At 74.2% G+C, this 24,318-nt stretch carries 22 protein-coding genes; 10 read left to right on the top strand and 12 right to left on the bottom strand.

The window, feature by feature from the left end; genetic code table 11:
• From RDI86_RS10885 to RDI86_RS10865, 5 genes are all read right to left on the bottom strand, one after another.
• Positions 1-366 (bottom strand): Fe-Mn family superoxide dismutase (locus RDI86_RS10885; protein ID WP_308821380.1); only part of this gene is annotated, 366 nt, incomplete at its 3' end.
• Positions 367-558: 192 nt separating this feature from the next.
• Positions 559-2,313 (bottom strand): cytochrome bc complex cytochrome b subunit, encoded by a 1,755-nt coding sequence (locus tag RDI86_RS10880; RefSeq protein WP_021481147.1) that lies wholly within the window; start codon positions 2,311-2,313, stop codon positions 559-561.
• Positions 2,310-3,371, bottom strand: coding sequence for a Rieske 2Fe-2S domain-containing protein (locus RDI86_RS10875; protein ID WP_374990531.1), 1,062 nt, complete (start codon positions 3,369-3,371; stop codon positions 2,310-2,312). The genes RDI86_RS10880 and RDI86_RS10875 overlap by 4 nt, the downstream gene beginning before the upstream one ends.
• On the bottom strand, positions 3,368-4,147 hold the full coding sequence (locus tag RDI86_RS10870; RefSeq protein ID WP_021481149.1) for a c-type cytochrome: 780 nt from the start codon (positions 4,145-4,147) through the stop codon (positions 3,368-3,370). The genes RDI86_RS10875 and RDI86_RS10870 overlap by 4 nt, the downstream gene beginning before the upstream one ends.
• A gap of 73 nt (positions 4,148-4,220) precedes the next feature.
• The gene (locus RDI86_RS10865) at positions 4,221-4,871 is read right to left on the bottom strand and encodes a heme-copper oxidase subunit III (protein ID WP_021481150.1); all 651 of its coding nucleotides are present in this window, start codon (positions 4,869-4,871) and stop codon (positions 4,221-4,223) included.
• Between the two features lie 317 nt (positions 4,872-5,188).
• Here RDI86_RS10865 and RDI86_RS10860 point away from each other — a divergent pair, with 317 nt between their 5' ends.
• A complete protein-coding gene (locus RDI86_RS10860; RefSeq protein ID WP_021481151.1) occupies positions 5,189-5,626 on the top strand; it encodes a response regulator transcription factor in 438 nt (145 codons plus the stop codon).
• Between the two features lie 34 nt (positions 5,627-5,660).
• Positions 5,661-6,758 carry an anthranilate phosphoribosyltransferase gene (gene trpD / locus RDI86_RS10855; protein WP_061269446.1) on the top strand — a complete coding sequence of 366 codons (1,098 nt, stop codon included), beginning with the start codon at positions 5,661-5,663 and terminating at the stop codon, positions 6,756-6,758.
• A gap of 33 nt (positions 6,759-6,791) precedes the next feature.
• Here trpD and RDI86_RS10850 read toward each other — a convergent pair whose 3' ends face one another.
• Positions 6,792-7,073: an Lrp/AsnC family transcriptional regulator gene (locus RDI86_RS10850; RefSeq protein ID WP_034654744.1), complete on the bottom strand. Its 282-nt coding sequence runs from the start codon at positions 7,071-7,073 to the stop codon at positions 6,792-6,794.
• Entirely contained in the window at positions 7,052-8,908 is a 1,857-nt protein-coding gene (locus tag RDI86_RS10845; protein ID WP_144723357.1) for a DEDD exonuclease domain-containing protein, read from the bottom strand. Before RDI86_RS10845 ends, RDI86_RS10850 begins: the two co-directional genes overlap by 22 nt.
• Positions 8,909-9,058: 150 nt before the next feature.
• Here RDI86_RS10845 and RDI86_RS10840 point away from each other — a divergent pair, with 150 nt between their 5' ends.
• Positions 9,059-10,420, top strand: a complete 1,362-nt coding sequence (locus RDI86_RS10840; RefSeq protein WP_308821379.1) for an NYN domain-containing protein — start codon at positions 9,059-9,061, stop codon at positions 10,418-10,420.
• Positions 10,421-10,489: 69 nt separating this feature from the next.
• On the opposite strand, the gene RDI86_RS10835 is transcribed toward RDI86_RS10840, so the two are convergent.
• Entirely contained in the window at positions 10,490-12,307 is a 1,818-nt protein-coding gene (locus RDI86_RS10835) for a long-chain fatty acid--CoA ligase (protein WP_061267338.1), read from the bottom strand.
• A 251-nt stretch (positions 12,308-12,558) separates the two neighbouring features.
• Between RDI86_RS10835 and RDI86_RS10830 the strand changes: the two genes are divergently transcribed.
• On the top strand, positions 12,559-13,506 hold the full coding sequence (locus RDI86_RS10830; RefSeq protein WP_043658218.1) for an ROK family glucokinase: 948 nt from the start codon (positions 12,559-12,561) through the stop codon (positions 13,504-13,506).
• 37 nt (positions 13,507-13,543) lie between these two features.
• Here the strand turns inward: RDI86_RS10830 and RDI86_RS10825 are convergent, their stop codons facing one another.
• Positions 13,544-14,188: a hypothetical protein gene (locus RDI86_RS10825; RefSeq protein WP_308821378.1), complete on the bottom strand. Its 645-nt coding sequence runs from the start codon at positions 14,186-14,188 to the stop codon at positions 13,544-13,546.
• Between the two features lie 57 nt (positions 14,189-14,245).
• Between RDI86_RS10825 and RDI86_RS10820 the strand changes: the two genes are divergently transcribed.
• The 3 genes from RDI86_RS10820 to RDI86_RS10810 all read left to right on the top strand — a co-directional run bounded on the left by RDI86_RS10820 (position 14,246) and on the right by RDI86_RS10810 (position 17,758).
• Positions 14,246-15,031 carry a 1-acyl-sn-glycerol-3-phosphate acyltransferase gene (locus tag RDI86_RS10820; protein ID WP_228075234.1) on the top strand — a complete coding sequence of 262 codons (786 nt, stop codon included), beginning with the start codon at positions 14,246-14,248 and terminating at the stop codon, positions 15,029-15,031.
• A 110-nt stretch (positions 15,032-15,141) separates the two neighbouring features.
• Positions 15,142-16,368, top strand: a complete 1,227-nt coding sequence (locus RDI86_RS10815) for a pyrophosphate--fructose-6-phosphate 1-phosphotransferase (RefSeq protein WP_163187293.1) — start codon at positions 15,142-15,144, stop codon at positions 16,366-16,368.
• A gap of 40 nt (positions 16,369-16,408) precedes the next feature.
• Positions 16,409-17,758, top strand: a complete 1,350-nt coding sequence (locus RDI86_RS10810; RefSeq protein ID WP_043658206.1) for a class II 3-deoxy-7-phosphoheptulonate synthase — start codon at positions 16,409-16,411, stop codon at positions 17,756-17,758.
• A 91-nt stretch (positions 17,759-17,849) separates the two neighbouring features.
• Here the strand turns inward: RDI86_RS10810 and pknB are convergent, their stop codons facing one another.
• Complete coding sequence (gene pknB, locus RDI86_RS10805; protein ID WP_308821377.1) at positions 17,850-19,880, bottom strand: Stk1 family PASTA domain-containing Ser/Thr kinase; 2,031 nt, start codon at positions 19,878-19,880, stop codon at positions 17,850-17,852.
• A 91-nt stretch (positions 19,881-19,971) separates the two neighbouring features.
• Here pknB and RDI86_RS10800 point away from each other — a divergent pair, with 91 nt between their 5' ends.
• The gene (locus RDI86_RS10800) at positions 19,972-20,397 is read left to right on the top strand and encodes an Rv2175c family DNA-binding protein (RefSeq protein WP_308821376.1); all 426 of its coding nucleotides are present in this window, start codon (positions 19,972-19,974) and stop codon (positions 20,395-20,397) included.
• 49 nt (positions 20,398-20,446) lie between these two features.
• On the opposite strand, the gene RDI86_RS10795 is transcribed toward RDI86_RS10800, so the two are convergent.
• Positions 20,447-21,616: a polyprenyl synthetase family protein gene (locus RDI86_RS10795; protein WP_240696581.1), complete on the bottom strand. Its 1,170-nt coding sequence runs from the start codon at positions 21,614-21,616 to the stop codon at positions 20,447-20,449.
• 70 nt (positions 21,617-21,686) lie between these two features.
• Positions 21,687-22,256: a hypothetical protein gene (locus RDI86_RS10790; protein ID WP_128957491.1), complete on the bottom strand. Its 570-nt coding sequence runs from the start codon at positions 22,254-22,256 to the stop codon at positions 21,687-21,689.
• 140 nt (positions 22,257-22,396) lie between these two features.
• On the opposite strand from RDI86_RS10790, the gene RDI86_RS10785 reads away from it, so the two are divergent.
• Together RDI86_RS10785 and RDI86_RS10780 are read left to right on the top strand one after the other, a co-directional pair.
• A complete protein-coding gene (locus RDI86_RS10785) occupies positions 22,397-23,629 on the top strand; it encodes a DUF4192 domain-containing protein (protein WP_308821375.1) in 1,233 nt (410 codons plus the stop codon).
• Between the two features lie 69 nt (positions 23,630-23,698).
• Positions 23,699-24,100, top strand: coding sequence for a universal stress protein (locus tag RDI86_RS10780; RefSeq protein ID WP_021479921.1), 402 nt, complete (start codon positions 23,699-23,701; stop codon positions 24,098-24,100).
• Positions 24,101-24,318: the final 218 nt, after the last annotated feature.

The following is a 24,318-nucleotide window of genomic DNA, read 5'->3' as shown; positions in this document are numbered from 1 at the left end:
GCCCTGGACGCCGGCGGCGACGGCGGCGAACTGCTTCTTGAAGGCGTCGAAGGAGCCGAAGTGCTCGTCGATCGCGGCGCCGATCTCGCCGGTGGGCTCGCCGCCGCCCTCGGGGGAGAGGTTGGTCCAGAAGGCGGAGTGGTTGACGTGGCCGCCGAGGTTGAACGCGAGGTTCTTCTCGTGGAGGTTGATCGCGGCGAAGTCGCCGGACTCGCGGGCCTCGGCGAGCTTCTCCAGGGCGGTGTTCGCGCCGGTGACGTAGGCCTGGTGGTGCTTGGAGTGGTGCAGCTCCATGATCCGCCCGGAGATGTGCGGCTCGAGCGCACCGTAGTCGTAGGACAGCTCGGGCAGGGTGTAAGCGGGCATCCGGATGTACCTCCTGGTACGGACCGCCGGAGGTCGTCCGACGGTCCCTGGGCAGTGAACTGACGGTGTCCCTGCCGCCTCACGCGGGCGCTGCCGCGCTCCGGGGGCAGAGACGACGATGACCCGCGACCTGCCCGCCTGGAAGAGGGGGTTGGTCGCGGGTCATCGTCCTACTGTGCAGGAACCCGGAGGTCAGCGCTCGTCGGCGCCCTTCTCCGGCTCCACGAGGTCCCGACCGCCGCCGACGGGGGCGGTCCCGGCCTCGATCTGCTCGTGGCTCGTGCTCTCGAGGGCGTCGTGCTCGCCGTGCGAGTGCGCGGCGGCGAGCTCGGCCGGCGTCACGGGCTCGATGCGGTCCTCGTAGAAGAACCGCGACAGGCGCTGGAGACGCTTGTCCTTCTTGTAGCCCTTGCGACGTACGCCGCGGGAGTCCGTCGCCGGCTCGATCTCGAGCGGGGCGTGGGCGGAGTAGTTGACCCGCAGCCAGCGCTCCTGCTCGTCGAGCGGGCGGTGGACCTCGATGTACTCGCCGTGCGCGAACCGGACGATGCGGCCGGTCTCGTGGCCGTGCAGCACGAGCTCGCGGTCCTTGCGCTGCAGCCCGAGGCAGATGCGCTTGGTGACCCAGAACGCGAACCAGGGGCCGACGAAGATCAGGATCCGGAAGGCCCAGGTGATCGTGTTGATCGACATGTGGAAGTGCGTCGCGATGAGGTCGTTCGACCCGGCGAGCGCCAGGATGATGAACGCCGTGAGGAACGCGACGCCCAGGCCGGTGCGGACCGGCACGTTGCGCGGGCGGTCGAGGACGTGGTGCTCGCGCTTGTCCTTCGTCACCGCGGACTCGAGGAACGGGTAGACGAAGAGGAACGTGAACAGCAGGCCCGGCACGACGACCGCGGGGATGAGGACGTTCAGCGACAGCGTGTACCCGCCGATGACGAACTCCGTCTGCCCCGGCATGAGTCGCAAGGACCCTTCGAGGAACAGCATGTACCAGTCGGGTTGTGCTCCCGCGGAGACCGGTGACGGATCGTAGGGGCCGTAGTTCCAGACGTTGTTGATCGCCATCGTGCCGCCCATGAGGGCGAGGATGCCGAACACGACGAAGAAGAAGCCGCCGGCCTTCGCGACGTACACGGGGAACAGCGGGAAGCCGACCACGTTGGTGTCCGTGCGGCCGCCACCCGGGTACTGCGTGTGCTTGTGGAGCACGACGAAGAACAGGTGGAGCGCGACCAGCGCGAGGATCAGGCCCGGCACCAGGAGGATGTGGACCGTGAACAGTCTCGGGATGATGTGCTCGCCCGGGAACTCGCCGCCGAAGATGAAGTACGACATGTACGAGCCGATGAGCGGGATCGCCTTGACGACGCCGTCGGTGATGCGCAGGCCGTTGCCCGACAGGACGTCGTCGGGCAGCGAGTAGCCGGAGAAGCCGGCGGCGAGGCCCATGATCATGAGCAGCATGCCGACGAGCCAGTTGACCTCACGGGGCTTGCGGAACGCGCCCGTGAAGAACACGCGCATCATGTGCGTGACGATCGACGCCATGAAGATCAGCGCGGCCCAGTGGTGGATCTGCCGCATGAGCAGACCGCCGCGGACCTCGAACGACATGTGCAGCGTCGACGCGAACGCGTCGGACATGAGCACGCCGTCCATGGAGGCGGGCTCGCCGTGGTAGGTCACCAGGGACATGCTCGGGACGAAGAACATCGTCAGGAAGATGCCGGTGAGGATCAGGACGACGAACGAGTAGAGCGCGATCTCGCCCAGGAGGAACGACCAGTGGTCGGGGAAGACCTTGCGCGCGAACTCCTTGACGGCGACACCGATGCCGGTGCGCTGGTCGAGGTAGTCCGCGGCCTTCCCGGCGGGGGTCGTCGGCGCGGCTGACTTCGGTGCGGCCGCCCGAGGTGCGGCGGTTCCGGTGCTGGTGGTCACTTCAGACGCTCCCAGAAGCTCGGGCCGATGGGCTCGTGGAAGTCGCTCTGCGCAACCAGGTAGCCCTCGTCATCAACGGTGATCGGCAGCTGCGGCAGGGGCCGCTTCGCGGGGCCGAAGACCACCTTGGCGCTGTCGGCCACGTCGAACGTCGACTGGTGGCACGGGCACAGCAGGTGGTGCGTCTGCTGCTCGTAGAGAGCGACGGGGCAGCCGACGTGCGTGCAGATCTTGGAGAACGCGACGATGCCGTCGTACGACCAGCTCTCCCCGGCGGGGGACTGCTCGGACACGATGTCGCGCGGGTCGAGACGGACCAGGAGGACGACGGCCTTGGCCTTCTCCGTGATCCACTCGTGGGACTGCATCTCCTCCTGCGAGGCCTCGGGGATGACGTGGACCACCGAGCCGATGGTGACGTCGGCGGCCTTGATGGGCCGGCCCGAGGGATCGATCGCGAGGCGCGTGCCCCGCTGCCAGAGGGTGTGCTTGAACTTGGAGACGTTCCAGTCGCCACCGACGCTCCCGACGAGCGGGACCGCGATGGTGAGCGGGAAGAGCGCGAGGGCGGAGATGACCGCGCCCTTGAGGACGCCGCGGCGGGCGATGCCCGAGTCCTTGACGCCCGCGTCGAGCTCGGCGAGCGCGGCGGTGCGCGTCTCGGGGTCGCTCGCGATGGGGTGGCGCTCGTCCACCTTCTCGTGGTCGGACATGAGGACCTTGGCCCAGTGCACCGCGCCGAAGCCGATGCCGAGCAGGGCGAAGGCGATGGCGACGCCGAGCGCCACCGTCGAGAGGCGGACGCCCGCCGTGGTCCCGTCCGGCGGGATCACGAAGTAGACGACGAGGGCCGCGATGGTGCCGATGACGGAGATCCCGAAGAGGGCGGCGACCTGACGCTCGGCGCGCTTCGACGCCTTCGGGTCGCGGTCGGCCATGCGGCTCTTGTGCTCCGGCAGACCGGGGTCCGGGAACGTGTCGAGGGTGCCGTGCTCCTCGTGGTGCCCGACCTCGCGGTGCGAGGACTCGGACGAGCGGGGGCTCTGGTAGTCGCTCACGAGGACTTCGCTCCGATCCACACTGCGGCCCCGATGAGGAGGCCCATTCCGACGATCCAGGCCCACAGGCCCTCGCTGACCGGACCGAGCGACCCGAGCGACAGGCCGCCGGCAGAGCCGTCGCGCTGCTCGGCGAGGAACGCGATGACGTCCCGCTTCTCCTCGGGCGTCACGGTGGCGTCGTTGAAGACCGGCATCGACTGCGGGCCGGTGAGCATCGCCTGGTAGATGTTGCGCTCCGAGGTGTCCCACAGCGGGGGAGCGAACTTGCCCTCGGAGAGGGCGCCGCCCGCACCGATCGCGTTGTGGCACATCGCGCAGTTGGTGCGGAAGACCGCGGCACCGTTGGCCGGGTCGCCCAGCGCTGCGTCGACCTGCTCGTCCGTGGGGATCGCGGGGCCCGCGCCGAGCGACGCGACGTAGGCGGCGAGCTGCGCCGTCTGCTCCTCGTCGAACTGGCGCGGCTTCTGGATGGCCTGCGGACCGTCCATCTGCATGGGCATGCGGCCGGTGGACACCTGGAAGTCGACCGACGCGGCGCCGACACCGACGAGCGAGGGCGCGGTGGCCGTGCCCTCGGCGTTCGGCCCGTGGCACGTGGCGCAGTTGGCCTGGAACAGCTTCTGGCCGGTCTCGATGTCCTCGGTGCTGGCGGTCTCGGCGTTGGCCGAAGTCGGGGCAAAGGCGGCGTAGACGCCACCGGTGACCAGCAGCGCCAGCAGCAGCAGCACGACCGGCGCGAAGCGGTGGTGTCTGCGGGCGGCGAGTGCCTTCACGAAATGATCCTCGTCTCGCAGGTGGGGGAGCAGGGGGCGGGTGGGCGGTCCGGGGCGGAACCCGGGCGGGACGTCAGCGCAAGATGTAGATCACGAAGAAGAGCGCGATCCACACGACGTCGACGAAGTGCCAGTAGTAGGACGTCACGATGGCCGTCGTGGCCTCGTGGTGCCCGAAGTTCTTGGCCGAGAACGAGCGGCCGAGAAGGAACAGGAAGGCGATCAGGCCGCCGACGACGTGGAGGCCGTGGAACCCGGTCGTGATGTAGAAGACGGAGCCGTAGGGCGTGGAGGAGATCGACACGCCGTGCTCGACGAGCTCGGCGTACTCGAAGATCTGACCACCGATGAAGAACGCGCCCATGAGGAACGTCAGCGTCATCCACTCGTTCATCCCCCAGCGGTTCACCTGGAAGATCGAGCCGGTGCGGACGGGCTGGAAGCGCTCGGCGGCCCACACGCCCATCTGGCACGTCACCGACGACAGCACCAGGACGGTCGTGTTGATCGCCGCGAAGGTCAGGTTGAGCTTGTCCGCCTCGAGGGCCCACTCGTCGGCGGGCATCACGGCGCGGACCGTGAAGTACATGGCGAAGAGGCCGGCGAAGAACATGAGCTCGCTGGCCAGCCACACGATCGTCCCGACCGAGACGGGGTTCGGTCGGTTGACGCTCACGTGCTGATGGGCGTGGGGGGCAGCCGTTGCGGTCGACACAGGAGCCATTATGGCCGACGAACCTCAGCTTCGCGGCACGCAGACGGCAGCCCGGAGGCGGTGAATCTCACAATGTCTCCAGAACTTCCCACGGAGACCTGCACTTGGTGACGGAAACCGTCCGAGTGCCATGAAACCCGGGCGTCCGGGGCGCGGGCCAGGGCCCTTGGTCCCCGCTCCGCCGCCGGTCGGCGCGCGACCCGCCGCAGGGGTGCTGCGGAGGGCTCCGGCGTGCCAAGATGCCAGTCGGGACGTGCGTCCGCCACCCGCGGCGCCGCGCGCTCCCGGGCCCACCCGAGGGAACGACGAAGGCGACGGTGACGACGATGACGACGACCGTGACGACGACGCACGGGGACACGGACGTGACCCCGCGCGCGCCGCGCATCCTGCTCTACAGCGACGACGTGACCGTGCGCGAGCAGGTGCTGCTCGCCGTCGGGCGGCGGCTGGGCGCGGGGCAGCCGGAGATCGAGTGGCACGAGGTGGCCACCCCGGCGGCGGTCGTGGCGTCGGCGGACGCCGGCGGGTGGGACCTGCTGGTCCTGGACGGCGAGGCCGACAAGGCCGGGGGCATGGGTCTGTGCCGCCAGCTCAAGAACGAGATCTACGCGTGCCCGCCGGTCCTGGTCCTCACCGGCAGGCCGCAGGACGGTTGGCTAGCATCGTGGTCGCTCGCCGACGACGCGGTGCCCCGGCCGTTCGACGCGGTCGCCCTCCAGCGCGCCGTCGCCGACCTGCTGCGCGCCTCCGGCACGCGGTAGCCGACCAGGAGACCGACCAGCCGAAGGGCCACCCGTGACCGCCACCCCGCACCCTGCCGCCTCGACCACGAGCGACTCGACGGGTGCGGGGCTCACCTGGCCCGGTCTGCTCACCGAGCTCGTCGCGGGGAACGACCTCGACGCCGAGCGCACCGCGTGGGCCATGGACCAGGTCATGTCGGGCGAGGTCTCGCCCGTGAGGCTCGCGAGCTTCCTCGTCGCGCTGCGCGCGAAGGGCGAGACGGTCGCCGAGCTCACCGGCCTCGCCGACGCGATGCTCGCGCACGCGAGCCGTTTCTCCGTGGACGGGCCCGCCGTGGACATCGTCGGCACGGGCGGCGACCGCGCCCACACCGTGAACATCTCGACGATGGCGTCGCTCGTCATCGCGGGCGCGGGCGTGCGCGTCGTCAAGCACGGCAACCGCGCCGCGACGTCGTCGTCGGGGGCCGCGGACGTGCTCGAGGAGCTCGGGATCCGGCTCGACCACGGTCCCGACCGCGTGGCGCGCATCGTGCAGGAGGCGGGGATCACCTTCTGCTTCGCCATGGTGTTCCACCCGTCGATGCGGCACGCGGGCGTCGCGCGCAAGGAGCTCGGCATCCCGACGGCGTTCAACGTGCTCGGCCCCCTGACGAACCCCGCGCAGCCGCGCGCGGCCGCGATCGGCGTGGCCGACGCCCGGATGGCGCCGCTCATCGCCGGCGTGCTCGCCGGGCGCGGCACGTCGGCGCTCGTGTTCCGCGGCGACGACGGTCTCGACGAGCTCGCGGCCACCGGCGGCGCCACGGTGTGGGAGGTGCGCGACGGCGCCGTGACGGAGCACCGCCTCGACCCCGTCGCCGACCTCGCGCTGACGCCCGTCACCGTCGAGGACCTGCGGGGCGGGAACGCGGCGCACAACGCCGACGTCGCGCGGCGGTTCCTCGCGGGCGAGCCGGGCGCGGTGCGCGAGACCGTGCTGCTCAACGCGGCCGCGGGCCTCGTCGCCGACGGCACGCTGCCCGGTACCGCGGAGGGCTCGCTCGTCGAGCGGCTGCGCGCGGCCTACGACGTCGCGGCCCGCAGCGTCGACTCCGGTGCCGCGCGCGCGGCGCTCGCCCGCTGGGCGGAGGCCGCGGCGCGCGACTGACGGCCAGTCAGCCGGCGCGCGACTGACCGCCGGTCAGTCGTCGAGGCCGAGGGCGAACGCCTGCTCGAGGTCCACGTTCGAGTAGGCGCGGAACGCGATGAACGTCTCGGTGCGCACGACGCCCTGGACCTTGCTGATGCGGTCCGCGATGACGTCGGCGAGCTGGTCGTGCTCCTGGACCCGCACCATCGCGACGAGGTCCGCCTTGCCCGTCACCGAGTAGACCTCGCTGACCCCGCGCAGGTCCGCGACCTCCGACGCCACCTCGGGGATGCGTGCGGGGTCGGTGTCGATCAGGACGATGGCGGTGAGCATGGTTCCTCCGGGGACGGGTCGTCGTCAGGCGACCACTCTACGGTCGGCCCGGCCGACGCGTGGGCCAGGTCGGCGCCGTCGGCGTCCGCGTGGCGCGCGACGTGGCGGGCCGTGGCCGCGAGGTCCACGTGCGACCCGGCCGAGCGGACCGGGCACGCCCAGGGACCCGTGACGTCGACGATCCGCACCCCGGGTTCCTGGAGCCACGACAGCAGGATCTCGGCCTCGTGCGGATGGCTCGCGGGGGCCGGCGGCACGGGTGGTGTCACCGTCTCGCCCGTCGCGACGAGCGCGTGCACGAGCGGCCACGGGTCGGTGCCCGGGGCGCTGACGCCGGTCGCGGCGAGCCGCGCGTGCCGCACGACGACGACCTCCCACCCGCCGGCGTCCGTCGGGCGGGCGGCGACGAGCTCGGCGCACGCGGCGAGCGGGGCGAGCCGCTGCGCACGCGCCGCGCCCGTGAGGAAGGCGCGCAGGCGCTGGGTCAGCTCGCCGGCCTGCTCGAAGCGCTCGTCTCGCGAGAGCGCCACGATGCGGCGCCCGAGCTCGGCGACCACGCGCGACGGGTCGCCCTCGAAGGCCTCGCGCGCGCCCGCCGCGACGTCGCCGTAGCCCGCGTCGCGCTCGGTCGCCGTGCACGGGGCGGAGCAGCGGCCCATCTCGGCGAGCACGCACGCCGTCGCGCCGGGCGAGGCGACGACGGGGAGGCGCCGGGTGCACTGGCGCAGCGCGAAGGCGTCGTGCAGGGCGTCCACGGCGGCCTGGGCCTGGTGCCGCGAGGCGAACGGGCCGATGTGCGCCGCCGGTGCGCGGACGTCGCGGACCAGCGAGAGGCGCGGGTACGCCTCGTCGGTGAGCCGGACCCACGTCATGCGCTCCGGGTGCCGCGACCGGCGGTTGTACCGCGGCGCGTGCTCGGCGATGAGGCGCAGCTCGCGGACCTGCGCCTCGAGCGGCGTCGCGCACACGACGGGCGTGACGGCGTGCGCGATGCGCACCATCTCGGTGATGCGCCCGCGCTTCTCCGAGCGCGTGAAGTACGACCGCACGCGGCGCCGGATCGACGTCGACGTGCCGACGTACAGCACCTCGTCGCCGGGGCCGCGGAAGAGGTAGACGCCGGGCGCGTCCGGCAGGCCGTCGGCGAGGTGGCGCTTGCGGCGCACGTCCTGCGGCACGGGGTCCGTCGCCCCGGCGAGGTCCTCCAGGTGCGTCACGCCGAGCGGGCCGAGGCGGCCGAGGAGCGCGTGCAGCACGTCGACGGTGGCGCGTGCGTCGGCGAGCGCGCGGTGGTCCGGCGTGACGGTGGCGCGGAAGAGGGCCGCGAGCGTCGCGAGCTTGTGGTTCGGTGCCTCGTCGCGCGTGACGACCCGCCGCGCGAGGGGCACGGTGTCGAGCACCTGGTTCCCGGGCCAGTCGTAGCCCGCGGAGCGGCACGCGGCCTTGAGGAACGAGATGTCGAACGGCGCGTTGTGCGCGACGAGCACGGCGCCGCGCGCGAACTCGAGGAAGCTGGGCAGCACGGCCTCGATGCGGGGCGCGGTGGCGACCATGGACGACGTGATGCCGGTGAGCCGGGCGACGAAGGCGGGCACGGGCACCCCGGGGTCGACGAGCGTCTGGAACTCACCGAGCACCTCGCCGCCGCGCACCTTCACCGCGCCGATCTCCGTGATCCCGGCGCCCGCGGGGGAGCCGCCGGTCGTCTCGAGGTCGACGACGACGAACGTCACCTCGTGCAGCGGCGTGCCCAGGTCCTCGAGCGTGGGCTGGACGGGGACGCCCTGCGGTGCGGACCCGGCGCGGGGGGCGGCGAGGGCGGGTCCGGACGACATGGCGGCGAGGCTAGCGAAGGCCACCGACACCGCCGCCGCGAGGTCCGTCGGCCGCCCGCCGACACGAAGTCCGGGAGCCGGGGCGCGCGTCCCCGGGCGGCATAGGGTGGGACCGAGAGAATCAGGACGATCAGGGACGAAGCGCCCGCGATGACCCGCGGACGAGGTGCGGAGGAGGCGCGGCGCATGGTGGCCGACGGACCGGAGGACGCCCTGCCCGCGGAGCCGGACGTGCCGCCGTCGGTCCGCAGCCTCCTCGTGGCCGCCGCGGCGGACGCGCTCGGAGCGCTCGACACGGCCCTGGTCCCGGTCGCGCTCCAGCGGGTGCGGGCCTTCGCGCCCCGGCGGCGGGCGACGGCCGGTGCGGCGCCCCTGTGGCGGGCCCTGGTCGACGACGCGGGGTTCCGGCACGCGGTCGCCGCGGTCTGGTCCCGTGAGCACGACAGCGAGCCGGAGCCCGACCCCGCGCCCCCGGACGACCTGTCCCCGGCGCAGGTGCGCGAGCGGGCTGCGGGTGCCTTCCTCCTGCGGCCCGACGGCTGGCAGGCGGAAGTGGAGTGCGCTCGCTCGCTCGACGACACCCTCCGGGCGGACCGGTCGGCCCGGGACGACGCGGCCCGCCTCCGCGTCGAGCGCGATCGGCTCGCCCGCCAGGTCGAGGAGCTCCAGGCGCGGGCCCGCGACGCCGACGCGCGCGCGGAGGCCGCCATGGCTGAGCTCGCCGCGGTACGCCGGACCGAGCGGCGGCTGCGCGCGGACGCGGACCGGGCGCGGGCCGAGGCGCGGGCCGCCGAGCGGGCGGCGCGGGGGGAGCGGGACGCCGCCGAGGCCGCGCTGCGGGACGCGCGCGAGGAACGTCGCGCGGCCGCCGTCGAGCTGGCCCGGGCGCGCGCGGAGCGGGACGTGGCACGCCGGGCGCGGACGTCGTCGGCCGACCTCGCGACGGCCCGCGCGCGGCTCCTGCTGGACACGGTGGTCGACGCGGCGGCGGGGCTCCGGCGCGAGCTCGCGCTCGGCCCGTCGACCACGACGCCCGCCGACGACGTCGCCGCCGGGCTGCCGGACGCGGCGCGTCCCCGGCCGGGGTCGCGCGGCCGCGCGGCGGACGACCCGGCGCTCGTCGACGACCTGCTGTCGGTCCCGCGGACGCACCTGGTCGTCGACGGCTACAACGTGACGAAGACGGGCTACGGCGAGCTGTCGCTCGCGGACCAGCGCGACCGCCTCCTCTCCGGCCTGCTCCGCGTGGCCGCCGCCGGCACGGAGGTCACCGTGTGCTTCGACGGCGCCGACGGCGGCCCCCGGCCGGTGCACGCCCCGCGCGGCGTGCGCGTGCTGTTCTCGTCGGGGGAGATCGCGGACGACCTCATCCGGCGCCTGGTCGCCGCCGAGCCGCCCGGGCGCCCGGTCGTCGTCGTGACGAGCGACCGCGCCGTCGCCGACGACGTGCAGGCGATGGGCGCGGCGTGCGTCCCGGCCCACGCCCTCCTGGCGCGGCTCGCCCGCCGCTGACGACGCGGCCCTCCCCGGCGTGCTGCCGGGGAGGGCCGTGGTGCGCGGGGACGAGGGCCCCGGGCCGTGTCAGCGGACGGGCGCGGGCCCGTCGACGTAGATCGCCTCGACGTCGGCCGCGAAGTCCTTGAGCACCTCGCTGCGCTTCACCTTGAGCGACGGCGTGAGGTAGCCGTTCTCGACCGTGAAGTCCGTCGTGAGGACCGTGAACTTGCGGATCGACTCGGCGCGGGACACCGCCTGGTTCGCGCGCGTGACCGCGGCGTCGAGGGCGGCGAGGACGTCCGGGTCCTTGGCCGCCTGCTCGACGGTCAGCGGCTCCTTGCCGTGCATGCTCGCCCAGCCGGGCAGGCCCTCCGGGTCGAGCGTCACCAGGGCGCCGATGAACGGCTTCTGGTCGCCCACGACGACGCACTGCGAGACGAGCGCGTGCGCGCGGATCCGGTCCTCGAGGACGGCGGGTGCGACGTTCTTGCCGCCCGCGGTGACGATGATCTCCTTCTTGCGCCCGGTGATGCGCAGGAAGCCGTCCTCGTCGAGCGAGCCGAGGTCGCCGGTGCGGAACCAGCCGTCGACGAACGCGTCCGCGGTCGCCTGCTCGTTGTTGTGGTAGCCGCGGAAGATGTGGTCCCCGCGCAGGAGGATCTCGCCGTCCTCGGCGATCCGGGCGCCGCAGCCGGGGAGCTGCTCGCCGACGGTCCCGATCTTCGTGTTCCCGGGGCGGTTGACGCTCGTCGGTGCCGTCGACTCGGTGAGGCCGTAGCCCTCGAGGATCCGCACGCCGATGCCGCGGTAGAAGTGGCCGAGCCGCTCGCCCAGCGGCGCGCCGCCCGAGACGGCGTACTTCGCGCGACCGCCGAGCGCGTGCCGGAGCTTCTTGAAGACGAGCGCGTCCGCGACCTTGTGCTGCAGGCGCAGCCCGATGCCCGGCCCCGACGGCTCGTCGAGCGCGCGCGAGTACGCGATCGCGGTCGCGGCGGCCCAGTGGAAGATCTTCAGCTTGCCGCCCGCGGCCGCCTTCTGCTCCGAGGAGTTGTAGACCTTCTCGAAGACGCGCGGCACCGAGAGGATGTACGTCGGCTTGAACGTGCCGAGGTCCTCGAGCAGCGTCTTGGTGTCCGGCGTGTGGCCCAGCACCGTGCCGCCGGCCACGACGAGCACGCCGATGAACCGCGCGAACACGTGGGCGAGCGGCATGAACAGCAGCGTGCGGCCGCCCGGCTCCCCGAAGACCTCGGGCACGGCGGCCACGGCGTTGACCGTGAGGGAGTAGAAGTTCTGGTGCGTGAGCTCCGCGCCCTTGGGGCGGCCGGTCGTGCCGGAGGTGTAGATGATCGTCGCGACGTCCGCGAGGTCGGCCAGGCCGCGCCGGCGCACGATCTCGGCGTCGTCCACGCCGGCGCCGTCGGCCGTGAGCGTGGCGATCGCGCCCGCGTCGATCGCCAGCACGTCCTGCAGGGCCGGGGCCTGGTCGCGCACCTCCTCGACCGTCGCCGCGTGCGCCTCGGTCTCCACGACGAGCAGGCGCACGTCCGCGTCCGAGAGGATCCACTGCACCTGCTCCGGGCTCGACGTCTCGTAGAGCGGCACGGGCACGGCGCCCGCCGCCCACGTCGCCCAGTCGAGCAGGGTCCACTCGTAGCGCGTGCGCGACATGATGCCCACGTGGTCGCCCGGCTGGATGCCGCGGGCGACGAGCCCCTTCGCGACGGCGACGACCTCGGCGTCGAACTCGCGCGCGCTGAGCGCCTGCCACGCACCGTCGGCACCCGTGCGGCGCTCGACCATCGGCGCGGCCGGGTCGGCCGCGACGCGGCTCGCGAGGAGGTCGTTGAGGTTCTTCGAGGGATCGACTTCGACGATCCGTGGGGCGCTGATCTCGTCCATTCTGGCTCCAGTGGCAGTAGTCGACGGTGGGAGAACCCTACCCAGTGGCGGCGTGTGCCCGAGACCTGCCGTTGTCGGTAGGCTTCAGGTGCTGTGCGCTGCTTGCGCAACGTTTCGCGCGGGCGCGGAGTTCCGGTGGCCCGACCCGTGGCGCGGGGTCGAGGCCCCGTCGTCGTGCGTGGTCCGTGAGCGGGCGAGCACCCGCAGCGAGACCTTGCAGTCAGCGGAACCGAGCGAGTAGAGGACGGGACATGCACGCCATCGGGGTGGACATCGGCGGGACGAAGATCGCGGCCGGGGTCGTCGACGAGAAGGGCGAGATCCTCGTCCAGACGCGCCGCGACACCGAGCCCGACGACGTCGCGAGCATCGACCGCGCCATCGCCGACGTCTATGCCGAGCTCACCGCCGACCACGAGGTCGGCGCGATGGGCCTCGCGGCGGCCGGCTTCGTCAGCCCGGACCGCACCTCGGTGCTCTTCGCGCCGAACATCGCGTGGCGCGAGTACCCGCTGGCGCGCAACGTGCGCGAGCTCATCGGCGACGTCGACGTCCCGATCGTCGTGGAGAACGACGCGAACGCGGCCGGCTGGGCGGAGTTCCAGTTCGGCGTCGCGCGCGACGCGACCGACATGCTCATGCTCACGGTCGGCACGGGGCTCGGGGGCGCGATCGTCGTCGACCGCGAGCTCGTGCGCGGCAAGTGGGGCGTCGCGGCGGAGGTCGGCCACATGCGCGTCGTCCCCGGCGGGCACTACTGCGGCTGCGGCCACGAGGGCTGCTGGGAGCAGTACGCGTCCGGGCGCGCCCTCGTGCGTGACGGGCAGAACGCCCTCATCGCCCAGCCGGACCGCGCGACGCGCCTGCTCGAGATCTGCGGCGGCGACCCGGACAAGCTCAACGGTCCCCAGATCACCCAGGCCGCGCAGGAGGGCGACGACCTCGCGGTCGAGCTGCTCGCGAACCTCGGCCGCTGGATCGGCGAGGGCGCGGCGTCGGTCACGGCCCTGCTCGACCCGGAGCTCATCGTCATCGGCGGCGGCGTCGGTGCGGCGGGCGACCTCCTGCTCCAGCCGGTGCGGCGCGCGTTCGCCGACCAGCTCTCCGCGCGCGGGCACCGCCCGGAGGCGCGGATCGAGCTCGCCGAGCACGGCAACGAGGCGGGCATCGTCGGCGCCGCGGACCTCGCGCGCCGCTGACGGGCGGCGCGGGCGCGGTGCGGGGGAGGCGCGGGCGTCAGACGACGGCGCCCGGCCCCCGGTCGTCGTCGTCCCGCCGGTGCGGCATGCGCCAGAGCAGGATCGCGAGCCCCACGAGGAAGGCGCCGCCGCCCACCTGCGCGACGAGCACGGGGTACGGGCGTGCCACGACCAGCACGACGAGCAGCAGGATCGGCATGCCGACGACGAGCGCCCACGCCATCGTCAGGAGCGGGTCGCGCCCGAGGACGAGCGGCGGGTCCGGGGGCACGAAGTGGCTCTCGGCCTCCTCGAGGTCCTCGACCTCGGGCGTCGTGGGCCAGTCGCGCGGCCCCGTCGGGCGCACCCAGGGCGCCACGGGCACGGACCCGAGCACGTCGCGGCCGCTGCGCGGGGCGCCCTCGGGCGCCCCGGCCGCCGGGTCCTGCGCGGCCCGGGGGTCGTCGCCCGGGCGGACGCCCGGCTCGGACCGGTCGAGCTCGGACAGGTCCGCGAGCTCGGCCACGATGCCGGCCCACCGGGCGTCGACGTCGAGCGCGGGCTCGGGCGCCTCGTCGCGCGGCGCCGTCGCCTCCCCGTCGTCGGCGGCAGGGTGGTCCGCACCCGGCGCCGCGTCGTCGGGCGTGGGGTCGGGGACGTCGTCGGGCTGCGGGGAGTCCGGCTGGGCGTTCGGTGCGGCCATGGGAATCACTCTAGAGTCGGATGCACGTCCCGCGCCGGGACCCCGCGAGGAGGAACGTTGTTCTACTGGTTCATGAAGCAGGTGATGGTCGGCCCGATCCTGCGGCTCCTGTACCGTCCCTGGACGCGGGGCGTCGAGCACGTGCCGGACGAGGGCGGTGCCATCCTCGCGAGCAACCACCTCGCGGTGATCGACTCGTTCATCCTGCCGCTCGTCCTCGACCGCAAGGTCCAGTTCCTCGGCAAGTCCGACTACTTCACGGGCACGGGCGTCAAAGGCCGCCTGACCGCGGGCTTCATGCGCGGCGTCGGGACGATCCCCGTGGACCGCGCGGGCGGCAAGGCGAGCGAGGCCGCGCTCGAGACGGGCCTGCGCGTCCTGCGCGAGGGCGACCTGTTCGGCATCTACCCGGAGGGCACGCGCAGCCCGGACGGACGGCTGTACCGCGGCAAGACGGGCGTCGCGCGCCTCGCGCTCGAGTCGGGCGCCCCGGTGGTCCCGGTCGCGATGGTCGGGACGAACATCGCGCAGCCGATCGGCAAGGTCATCCCCACGCCGATGCGCATCGGGGTCGTCATCGGCGAGCCCCTCGACTTCTCGCGCTACCGCGGCATGGAGAACGACCGCTTCATCCTGCGCGCCGTCGCCGACGAGATCCAGTACGCGATCATGCGGCTGTCCGGCCAGGAGTACGTCGACATCTACGCGGCCACGGCCAAGGCGCGCCTCGCGGCCGGCCACACCGAGTCCGAGGTGGCGGGCGGAGCCCCCGGCGGGCGTCCCGCCCCGGACGTCCAGGTCCCGGAACCGCCGCCGGAGCCCGGCGCGGCGTCAGTAGACTGAGCGACGGCCGGTCGCGCCGGGCCCGTGCAGGGCCCGAGCCCCGTCGCCGCCACCCCGCCGGACCGCGTCCGTCCGGCCAGGATCCGTCCTACGAGAGGTTCTGAGTTCACATGTCGGTTCGTCGCGTCGCCCTCCTCACCGCGGGCGGTTTCGCCCCGTGCCTGTCCTCCGCGGTCGGGGGTCTCATCGAGCGGTACACGGAGCTCGACCCGGAGATCGAGATCATCGCCTACCAGTACGGCTACCACGGCCTGCTGACCGGCACGAAGATCGTCGTGGACTCCGAGGGGCGCAAGCAGGCGGGGATCCTGCACCGCTTCGGCGGCTCGCCGATCGGCAACTCGCGCGTCAAGCTCACCAACGCGGCCGACTGCGTCAAGCGCGGCCTCGTCCAGGAGGGCCAGGACCCGCTGCAGGTCGCCGCGGAGCAGCTCAAGGCGGACGGCGTCGACGTGCTGCACACGATCGGCGGCGACGACACGAACACGACCGCGGCCGACCTCGCCGCGTACCTCCACGAGAACGGCTACGAGCTCACGGTCGTGGGCCTGCCGAAGACGATCGACAACGACGTGATCCCGATCCGTCAGTCGCTCGGTGCGTGGACCGCCGCCGAGGAGGCCGCGGGCTTCGCCGCCAACGTCATCGGCGAGCACCGCTCGGGCCCGCGCATGCTCATCGTGCACGAGGTCATGGGCCGGCACTGCGGCTGGCTCACCGCGGCGTCCGCCGCCGAGTACCGCAAGTGGCTCGACGCCCAGGAGTGGGCTCCGGCCCTCGGCCTGACGCGCGAGCGCTGGGACGTCCACGCGGTCTTCCTGCCGGAGCTCGCGCTCGACATCGACGCCGAGGCCGAGCGCCTCAAGGCGATCATGGACGAGCAGGGCAACGTCAACATCTTCCTGTCCGAGGGCGCCGGCATGCACGAGATCGTGGCGCAGCTCGAGGCGGCGGGCGAGGAGGTCCAGCGCGACCCGTTCGGCCACGTCAAGCTCGACACGGTCAACCCGGGTCAGTGGTTCGCCAAGCAGTTCGCCGAGAAGCTGGGCGCCGAGAAGGTCATGGTCCAGAAGTCCGGCTACTTCTCGCGCGCGGCCGCCGCGAACGCCGAGGACCTGCGCCTCATCAAGTCGATGACCGACCTCGCGGTCGAGTGCGCGTTGCGCGGCGAGTCGGGCGTCATCGGCCACGACGAGGAGAACGGCGACCGCCTGCGCGCCATCGAGTTCCCGCGCATCGCCGGGGGCAAGGCGTTCGACGTGTCGCAGCAGTGGTTCGGCGAGCTCCTCGAGGGCATCGGCCAGCCGCTCGTGCCCGCGACGCCCGCGGCCCACTGACCGGCACCACCGCACCAGGAACCTCGTCAGGGGACGCCGTATGACCACCACGAGCGAGCCGGGGACCGACTCCGGGCTCGACCACTTCCGCACGCTCGTCGCGCTCCAGCAGCCGACGTGGCCGGACGAGGCGGCGCTCGACGCCGTCCGTGACCGGCTGGCGGCCTCCGCGCCGCTCGTGGTGCCGGCGGCTGCCGACACGCTGCGCTCCCGCCTGGCCGCGGCCGGGCGGGGCGAGGCGTTCCTCCTGCAGGGGGGCGACTGCGCCGAGACGTTCGCGGAGGCGAACGCCGACCGGATCCGCAACAAGATCCGCACCATCCTCCAGATGGCGGTCATCCTCACGCACGGCGCGAGCATGCCCGTCGTCAAGATGGGCCGCATGGCGGGGCAGTACGCCAAGCCGCGCAGCTCCGACTCGGAGACGCGCGACGGCGTGACCCTGCCCGCGTACCGGGGCGACATGATCAACGGGCACGCCTTCACGCCCGAGGCGCGCATCCCCGACCCGGAGCGCCTCGTCCAGGCGTACCAGATCTCCGCGGCGACGTGGAACGTCGTGCGCGCGTTCACGACCGGCGGCTTCGCGGACCTACGCCAGGTCCACGAGTGGAACCGCGGCTTCATGCGCAACCCCGCCTACGCGCGGTACGAGCGGACCGCGTCCGAGATCGACCGCGCGATCCGCTTCATGGACGCGTGCGGCGCCGACTTCGACGCGCTGCGCACCGTCGAGTTCTTCGTCAGCCACGAGGCGCTCGTGCTGGACTACGAGCGCGCGCTCACGCGCCGGGACGCGCGCACGGGGGACGCGTACGACACCTCCGCCCACTTCCTGTGGATCGGGGAGCGCACGCGCCAGCTCGACGGCGCGCACGTCGACTTCCTCTCGCGCGTCGCGAACCCCATCGGGGTCAAGCTCGGCCCGACGACGACGCCCGACGTCGCGCTCGAGCTCGCCCGCCGTCTCAACCCCGACGACGTCGAGGGCCGCCTGACCTTCGTCACGCGCATGGGCGCGGGCAACGTGCGCGACGCGCTCCCGCCGCTCGTCGAGGCCGTCGCGCGCGCGGGCGTGCCCGTCACGTGGGTCACGGACCCCATGCACGGCAACACCATCACGTCCGCGAGCGGCTACAAGACGCGCCGGTTCGACGACGTCCTCGACGAGGTGCGCGGCTTCTTCGAGGTGCACCGCGCCGCGGGGACCGTGCCGGGCGGGCTGCACGTCGAGCTCACGGGCGACGACGTGACCGAGGTGCTGGGCGGGAGCGAGGAGATCGACGACGCGGGGCTCGCCCTGCGCTACGAGACCCTCGTCGACCCGCGCCTCAACCACCAGCAGTCGCTGGAGATGGCCTTCCAGGTCGCGGAGATGCTGCGCGGCTGAGGGCGCGGGGACTGCCGTCTCCCGTCGAGCGCAGGGCTGTGGCCCGTCCCGTGGTCGGGGCGGGCCACAGCCGTCTGCGCGGGTCGTGAGGTCAGAAGACGTTGAGGACGATGGTCGAGCCCTTGGGCGCGGTGCGCCCGTCACCGCCCGGGGGGTCCTGGGCGTAGACGATGTTGAGCGGGTGGATGCCCTGCGGGTAGCGGATCTCCACCTGGAAGCCCGCGTCCTTCAGGGCCTTCTCGGCGTCGGCGACGTTGCGGGTGCTGACGTTCGGGACATCGACGAGCGGGGGGCCGAGCGACACCACGACGTTCACGGTGTCCTTCCGGTGGGCGTCGGAGCCCTGCTCGGGGTCCTGGCGGATCACGAGCCCTGCGCCGACGGTCTCGGAGTACTCCTCCGTGACGGCGGGGACGAGGCCCTGCTCCTCGAGCGCGGCGACCGCGGCGTCCTTCGCGGCGCCCGTGACCTGCGGCACGACGACGGGCGCGGGCCCGGACGAGACGGTGAGCACCACCGGCACGTCGTGCCGGATCGTGGCGCCCTCCTCGATGACGTTGCCGTCGGGGTCCTTCACGGCCATGACCTGGCCCGACGGCACCTCGTCGTGCGGCGTGGCGACGGGGTCGCCGAGCGTCAGGTCGGCGCCCTCGATCGCGGCGGTCGCCTCCTCCTGCGTCGCGCCCACGAGACCGGTCGGCACCGTGAGCATCCGCACGCCCTTCGACACGACGAGCTGCACGCTGCCGTCCTTGCGCACGTCCTCGCCGGACGCCGGGTCCGTCGCCACGACGGCGCCCTCGGGCACGGCGTCGTCGTAGCGCTCCTCGACCGTGTGGGAGAGGCCCGCGTCGTCGAGGATCGCGACGGCCTCCGGGCGCGCCGCCTCGACGAGGCCGTCCGGGACCTGGGTGTAGGCGCCCGGCCCGGACGAGAACCACCACGCGGCGCCGCCGCCGACGCCCGCGAGGACGAGGAGCACGACGAGCGACCAGACGACCACGCGGCCGTGGCCACGTCGCCGCGCCGGGGCAGGGGCAGCAGGGGGCGGCGGGCCGGGCCGCGTGGTCGGCGCGACGACGTGCCCGACGGCGAGCGGCTCGGTGAGGCCCGCGGCCTCGCGGTCGCGCAGGCTGAGCGCCGCGAGGGACGCGGTCACGGCGGCGGACGGGTCGTCGGGCTCGGTCCGCGGGCCCGGACCCGGCGGGGGCGGCACGACGGCGGACCCCCCGGCGGGCGGGTCGACGCGCCGCTCGAGGTCGGCCGGGTCGAGCGCCGCGCGGGTCGAGCGCACGAGCGCGAGCGCGGCGCCGGCGTCGGCCGGGCGGTCGGCGGGGTCCCGCGCCGCGAGCGCGCACAGCAGGTCGTCGACCTCGGGCGGGATCCACGGGGCGACGTCCGACGGCGGGGGCACGTCGTTGTTCACGTGCTGGAACGCGACCTGGATCGGCGTCGTGCCGGTGTGCGGGACGGTGCCGAGCAGCATCTCGTACGCGAGGATGCCCGCCGCGTAGACGTCGGTGCGGGCGTCGCACGTGCCGGTCGCGATGAGCTCGGGGGAGAGGTAGGCGACGGTCCCGAGGATCGTGCCCGTCGTCGTCGCGGTCACCTCGTTCACGGCGCGCGCGAGACCGAAGTCGGTGACCTTGAGCCGGCCCTCGGTGTCGAGCAGGACGTTCTCGGGCTTGATGTCGCGGTGCACGAGCCCCGCACGGTGGGCGGCGGCGAGCGCGTCGAGCACGTGGTCGAGCACGTCGAGCGTGCGACCCAGCGTCAGGGTGCGCTCGGTGAGCATGGTGCGGCGCAGGTTCGACCCCGCCACGTACTCCATCGTCAGGTAGCTCGTGTCGCCGTCGAGGCCCTGGTCGTACACGGCGACGAGGCCCGGGTGGGTGAGGCGGGCCGCGGCGCGCGCCTCACGGCGGAAGCGGGAGACGAAGTCGGCGCCGGACGCGCCCTCGGCGAGGTGGGGGTGCATGACCTTGAGCGCGACCTCGCGCTCGAGCCGACGGTCGATCGCGAGGTACACCGTCGCCATGCCGCCTCGCGCGATGCGCGAGACGACCTCGTACCGCCCGTCGACCAGGCGGCCGACGAGGGGATCGGTCGTCACGGTGGCCACGGGGAGAGTCTAGGTGGCCGGGTGTCACGATCCGGTGAGCACGGCGCGCACGGCGTGGGTGTCGTGTGGAGGCACGCCGTAGGCTTGCCCGGTGACCGATCGCGACACCAGCCCCCGCCCCACGCTCGACGACCTCGTCGGCGAGTGGCTGACCCTCCCCGACGTCGCCGAGGCGCTCGGCACCGACATCGGCAAGGTGCGCCGCCTCGTGCAGGAGCGGCGCGTCGTGGGCGTGAAGCGCGGCGAGCGCACGACGTTCCAGGTCCCGGCGCGCTTCCTCGTGCCGCTGCACCTGGTCGACCCGGCGAACGCCGGCCGCCCGGACGAGAGCGGCCGCGTGGGTGTCCTGTCGAGCCTGCAGGGCACGATCGTCGTGCTCACCGACGCCGGCTTCGACGACGCCGAGATCCTCGAGTGGCTCTTCACCCCGCACGACGAGCTCGGCGAGGCCCCGTTCGACACGCTCCTCAGCGGGCACAAGGCGCGCGTGCGCCGCGTGGCGCAGTCCGAGCTCTGACGCGCTCCGCCGTCGGCCCGATCGTCCGGGCCGACGGGCGGCGGTGCGGTCAGGCCGTGCGCTCGACGGCGGCGCGCGCGAGCAGCGCGAGCATCGTCGCGCCCGGCTCCGCGAGCCCGGCCCCGTCGAGGGCGGCTGCGGCGCGCTCGGTGAGCTCCGCGATGAGCGACTCGACGGCGTCGCGCGCGCCCGTCTCGACGAGGACGGCGCGCAGGTCCTCCACCGTGGCCGGGTCGAGGTCCGGGTCGCCCAGGTGCGTGAGCAGCAGCTCGCGCTGAGCGGGCGTCGCCGCGGCCAGCGCGCGCACGACGAGCACCGTCCGCTTGCCCTCGCGCAGGTCGTCGCCGGCCGGCTTTCCGGTGACCTGCGCGTCGCCGAAGACGCCGAGCACGTCGTCGCGGAGCTGGAACGCCTCGCCCACGGGCAGGCCGAACGCGCTCGTCGCGGCGACCGCGTCGTCGTCGGCCCCGGCGAGCGCGGCGCCGAGCGCGATGGGGTGCTCGACGCTGTAGCGCGCGGACTTCGAGCGGATCACGGCCCGGGCCCGCTCCTCGTCGGCCGCCGGGTCCTCGCCCCACGGCAGGACCTGCGCGTGCACGTCGAGGTACTGGCCGGCCGTGACCTCCGTCTGCATGCGGCCGAACACGCGTCGCGACCGCGTGGCGACCGCAGGTGCGAGGGCGTCGAGCGCGTCGCCGAGCTCCCGGTGGCTCGCGATGAGCGCGAGGTCGCCGAGCAGGATCGCGGCGTTCTCGCCGTACCGCGCGCCGTCGCCGGACCAGCCGAGGTCGCGGTGGCGCGCCGCGAAGGCGCGGTGCGCCGTCGGGCGCCCGCGGCGGGTGTCCGAGGAGTCCATGACGTCGTCGTGGAAGAGCGCCGCCGCCTGGAAGAGCTCGAGCGCCGCGCCGGCGCGCAGCACCGCGGGTCGGTGCGGGCCCGCTGCGTCACCGCCGTGCGCGCGCCACGACCAGTAGCAGAACGCGGCGCGCAGGCGCTTGCCGCCCGCGAGCAGCTCCTGCGTCGCGTCGGCGAGCACGTCCGTGTCCGGGTGGGTCCCGGCGAGCTCGGCGCGCATCGCCGCGGTCGAGGCGTGCAGGGCGTCGTCGACGCCTGCGCGCACCCCCTCGCGGTCGACGAGCGCGGCGGGGCTCGGGTCGGTGAGGTCCTCGGACGCCTGGGGAGGGACGGAGGGCGAGGTCGGCAGCGACGGGTTCGGCACGGGGGCAGCCTATGCGGAGCGGGCGACACCCTGCCCGCCCGGTCTCGTCGCGGGCGGGCGGCGCGGCGCCTCAGCCGGGGACGACCTGGCCGCTGATCGTCACGAGGCGTTCGGTCTCGTCGTCGAAGACGCCGACGGCGACCGACTCGGTCGGGGCCTCGGGCGCGGTCGTGCGGACGAACGTGGTGAGCGAGGTGAGCGCGCTCGGCACGGTCGACGGCGACACCTCGAACCCGGCCGGGCCCAGCGTGTCGGTGTAGTAGGCGGTGAGCGCCTCGACCGTGTCCGTCGAGCGCAGGTTCAGCGTGACGTCCACGAGCGCGCCGTCCTGCGACGGCCGCGCCGAGCTCGCGAGCACCTCGGCGCCCGGCGCCACCGGGACCAGCGCGGCGGGGAAACCCTCCACCAGGTCCCCGACCGCCGAGGCGGCGTCGTAGTCGGGCAGCGGCGTGCCCGGCGCGCCGGAGTCGGCGTCCGGCGCCGGCTGCTCCTCCCGGGGTGCCGCGGCGCCTTGCACGTCGGCCAGGTCCGCCTGGCACCCCGCCAGCGTCGAGCCCAGCACGGCAGCGACGAGGACGACGGCGGCCCGGCCGGCAGGGGAGAGCGCCGGGTGCGCGGCGGCGCGGGTTCGTGGTGGCACGCGCACACCGTAGTCATCCGCGCGTGCGCGAGCCACCACCGGGGTCGGGGGCCGACCACAGCCCCGGGTGCCCGCGCCGCGTCGTCCACAGCCGGGCGGCGCGCGCCCCGCACGCCGCGCGCACCGGCTGGGATGGGCGCATGACGACCCTCATCCGGGCCCAGGGCCCGCGCGAGCTCCTCGCCTACGTCCCCTTCCGGCTCGGCTACCGACCGCAGGACAGCGTCGTCCTCGTGGGGCTGCGGCCACCGCGCGGCCGCATCGGTCTCGTCGTGCGCGTCGACGTCGCCGACGCGGCGGACGTCGAGCACGGGCCGCAGCTCGCGCGGTCCGTCGTGGGGCACCTCGCGGCCGACGGCGCACGCCGCGTCGTGCTCGTCGTCTACTCCGACGCGCCGCTGCGCGCGTCGGGCGTTGCCGCCGCGCGGGTGCGGGCCGCCGTCGAGCACTGCCGCGAGGCCGCCGAGCCGCACCACGGGCCCGTCGAGGCGTGGGTCGTGTCGTCGACGGGCTGGTACGCGCTCGACTGCGCCGAGGACGACTGCTGCCCGCCGGAGGGAAGGTCGCTGCGCGAGCTCGAGTCGAGCGAGGTCGGCGCGCACATGGTGCTGTCCGGGGCGGCGCTCGCGGACTCGCGCGAGGAGGCGCTGCGGATCCCGCCCGCGGGCGCGGACGCGCGGCGCCGTGCCGCGCGCGCGGCACGGCGGGTGCGCGACCGCGCCCGGTCCGTGGCGGCCGGCGACGACGTCGCGGCCCGGGTCGCGGCCCGGGTCGCGGCCCGGGTGTCCGCCCTCGCGCTGTGGCGGACCGCGGTCGCGCAGGTCGTCGCGCGCGACCGGGCGCGGGACGGCGGGCGTACCGACGGCGGGCCGGTCGACGGCGGGCCGGTCGGCGACGGCGCCGGTGCCGCGGTGCCCGCCGCGACGGTCCTCGGGCGCCTGGCCGCGGGCCTCGAGTCGGTCCCCGTGCGCGACGCCGTGCTCCTGTCCCTCGTGCCGGGGACCGACGACCTGCCGGACCGCACCGTGCGGGGCGGGGACGTGGACGCCGGGACGGGCCGTGCCATCGCGGCCGTCGTGGACCCTGGTGCGGGCCTCGCGCCCGACCCGGCGGTCACCGGGCCGGCGAGGGCCGTGCTCGAGGCGGTCGTCGCCCACGCACCTCGCGGGAGCACCGCACCCGCGCTGACGCTCCTGGCGGTCGTGGCCTGGTGGCACGGCGACGGCGGCCGGGCCCGTCGGCGGCTGGCCGAGGCGCTCGCGGAAGACCCGACGTACCGGCTCGCGCTGCTGCTCGCGAGCGCGCTCGACGCCGGGGTCCCGCCGGGCTGGGTCCGCGCCGACGCGTGCGCCGACACGCACGACGTCGGGTAGGTTCGAGGCAACACGACCTGCGGTCGCCCCCGCGGCCGGCCGCACCCACGAGCCGTCTCCGGAGGACACATGAGCGTCGTCGTCGCGCACCTGAGCACGCCCGAGGGTCGCGAGGCTCTCGACAGCGCGGCCACCGAGGCCGTCCGGCGCGGCACCGACCTCGTCGTCGTCGTGACCGAGGCTTCCATGTCGACTCCCGAGCTCGTCGCCGCGCACGAGGACGACCTGCGACGCGTGGAGGCGCGCCTCGAGGGGACGGGTACGACGCTGCGCCGCGAGCAGGGCTCGGCGGACCTCGCGGACGACCTCGTGGGCGCCGCGGAGCGGTCGTCGGCGGAGCTCATCGTCATCGGGCTGCGTCGGCGCAGCCCCGTGGGCAAGCTCATCCTCGGCTCGAACGCCCAGCGCATCCTGCTCGACGCGCCCTGCCCCGTGCTGGCCGTCAAGCCCGAGCGGCCCGCCGGCGTCTGAGCCGCCCGCGCGTCGGCGCGCGGACGCGGATCCCTGCGGTCCGGCGCGCGACGGGCGCCGGGTGAGGGGCGGGGTGGGCGGGGGAATCTTCCAGGGTCCCGACCCGTTGTACACGTCACGAACCGGGTGACGAACGTCGTGACGACGTGGTGCGCCGGGCCGTCGGGAGGCGGCCAGGTCCGACATCACCCCGTGTCGCGGCGTCCGGCGCACGGATC

The organism is Cellulosimicrobium sp. XJ-DQ-B-000, assembly GCF_031119065.1.
GTDB lineage: Bacteria > Actinomycetota > Actinomycetes > Actinomycetales > Cellulomonadaceae > Cellulosimicrobium > Cellulosimicrobium funkei.
Note: the sequence above shows the minus strand (reverse complement) of the source record. Positions and strands in the feature narration are given on the sequence as shown.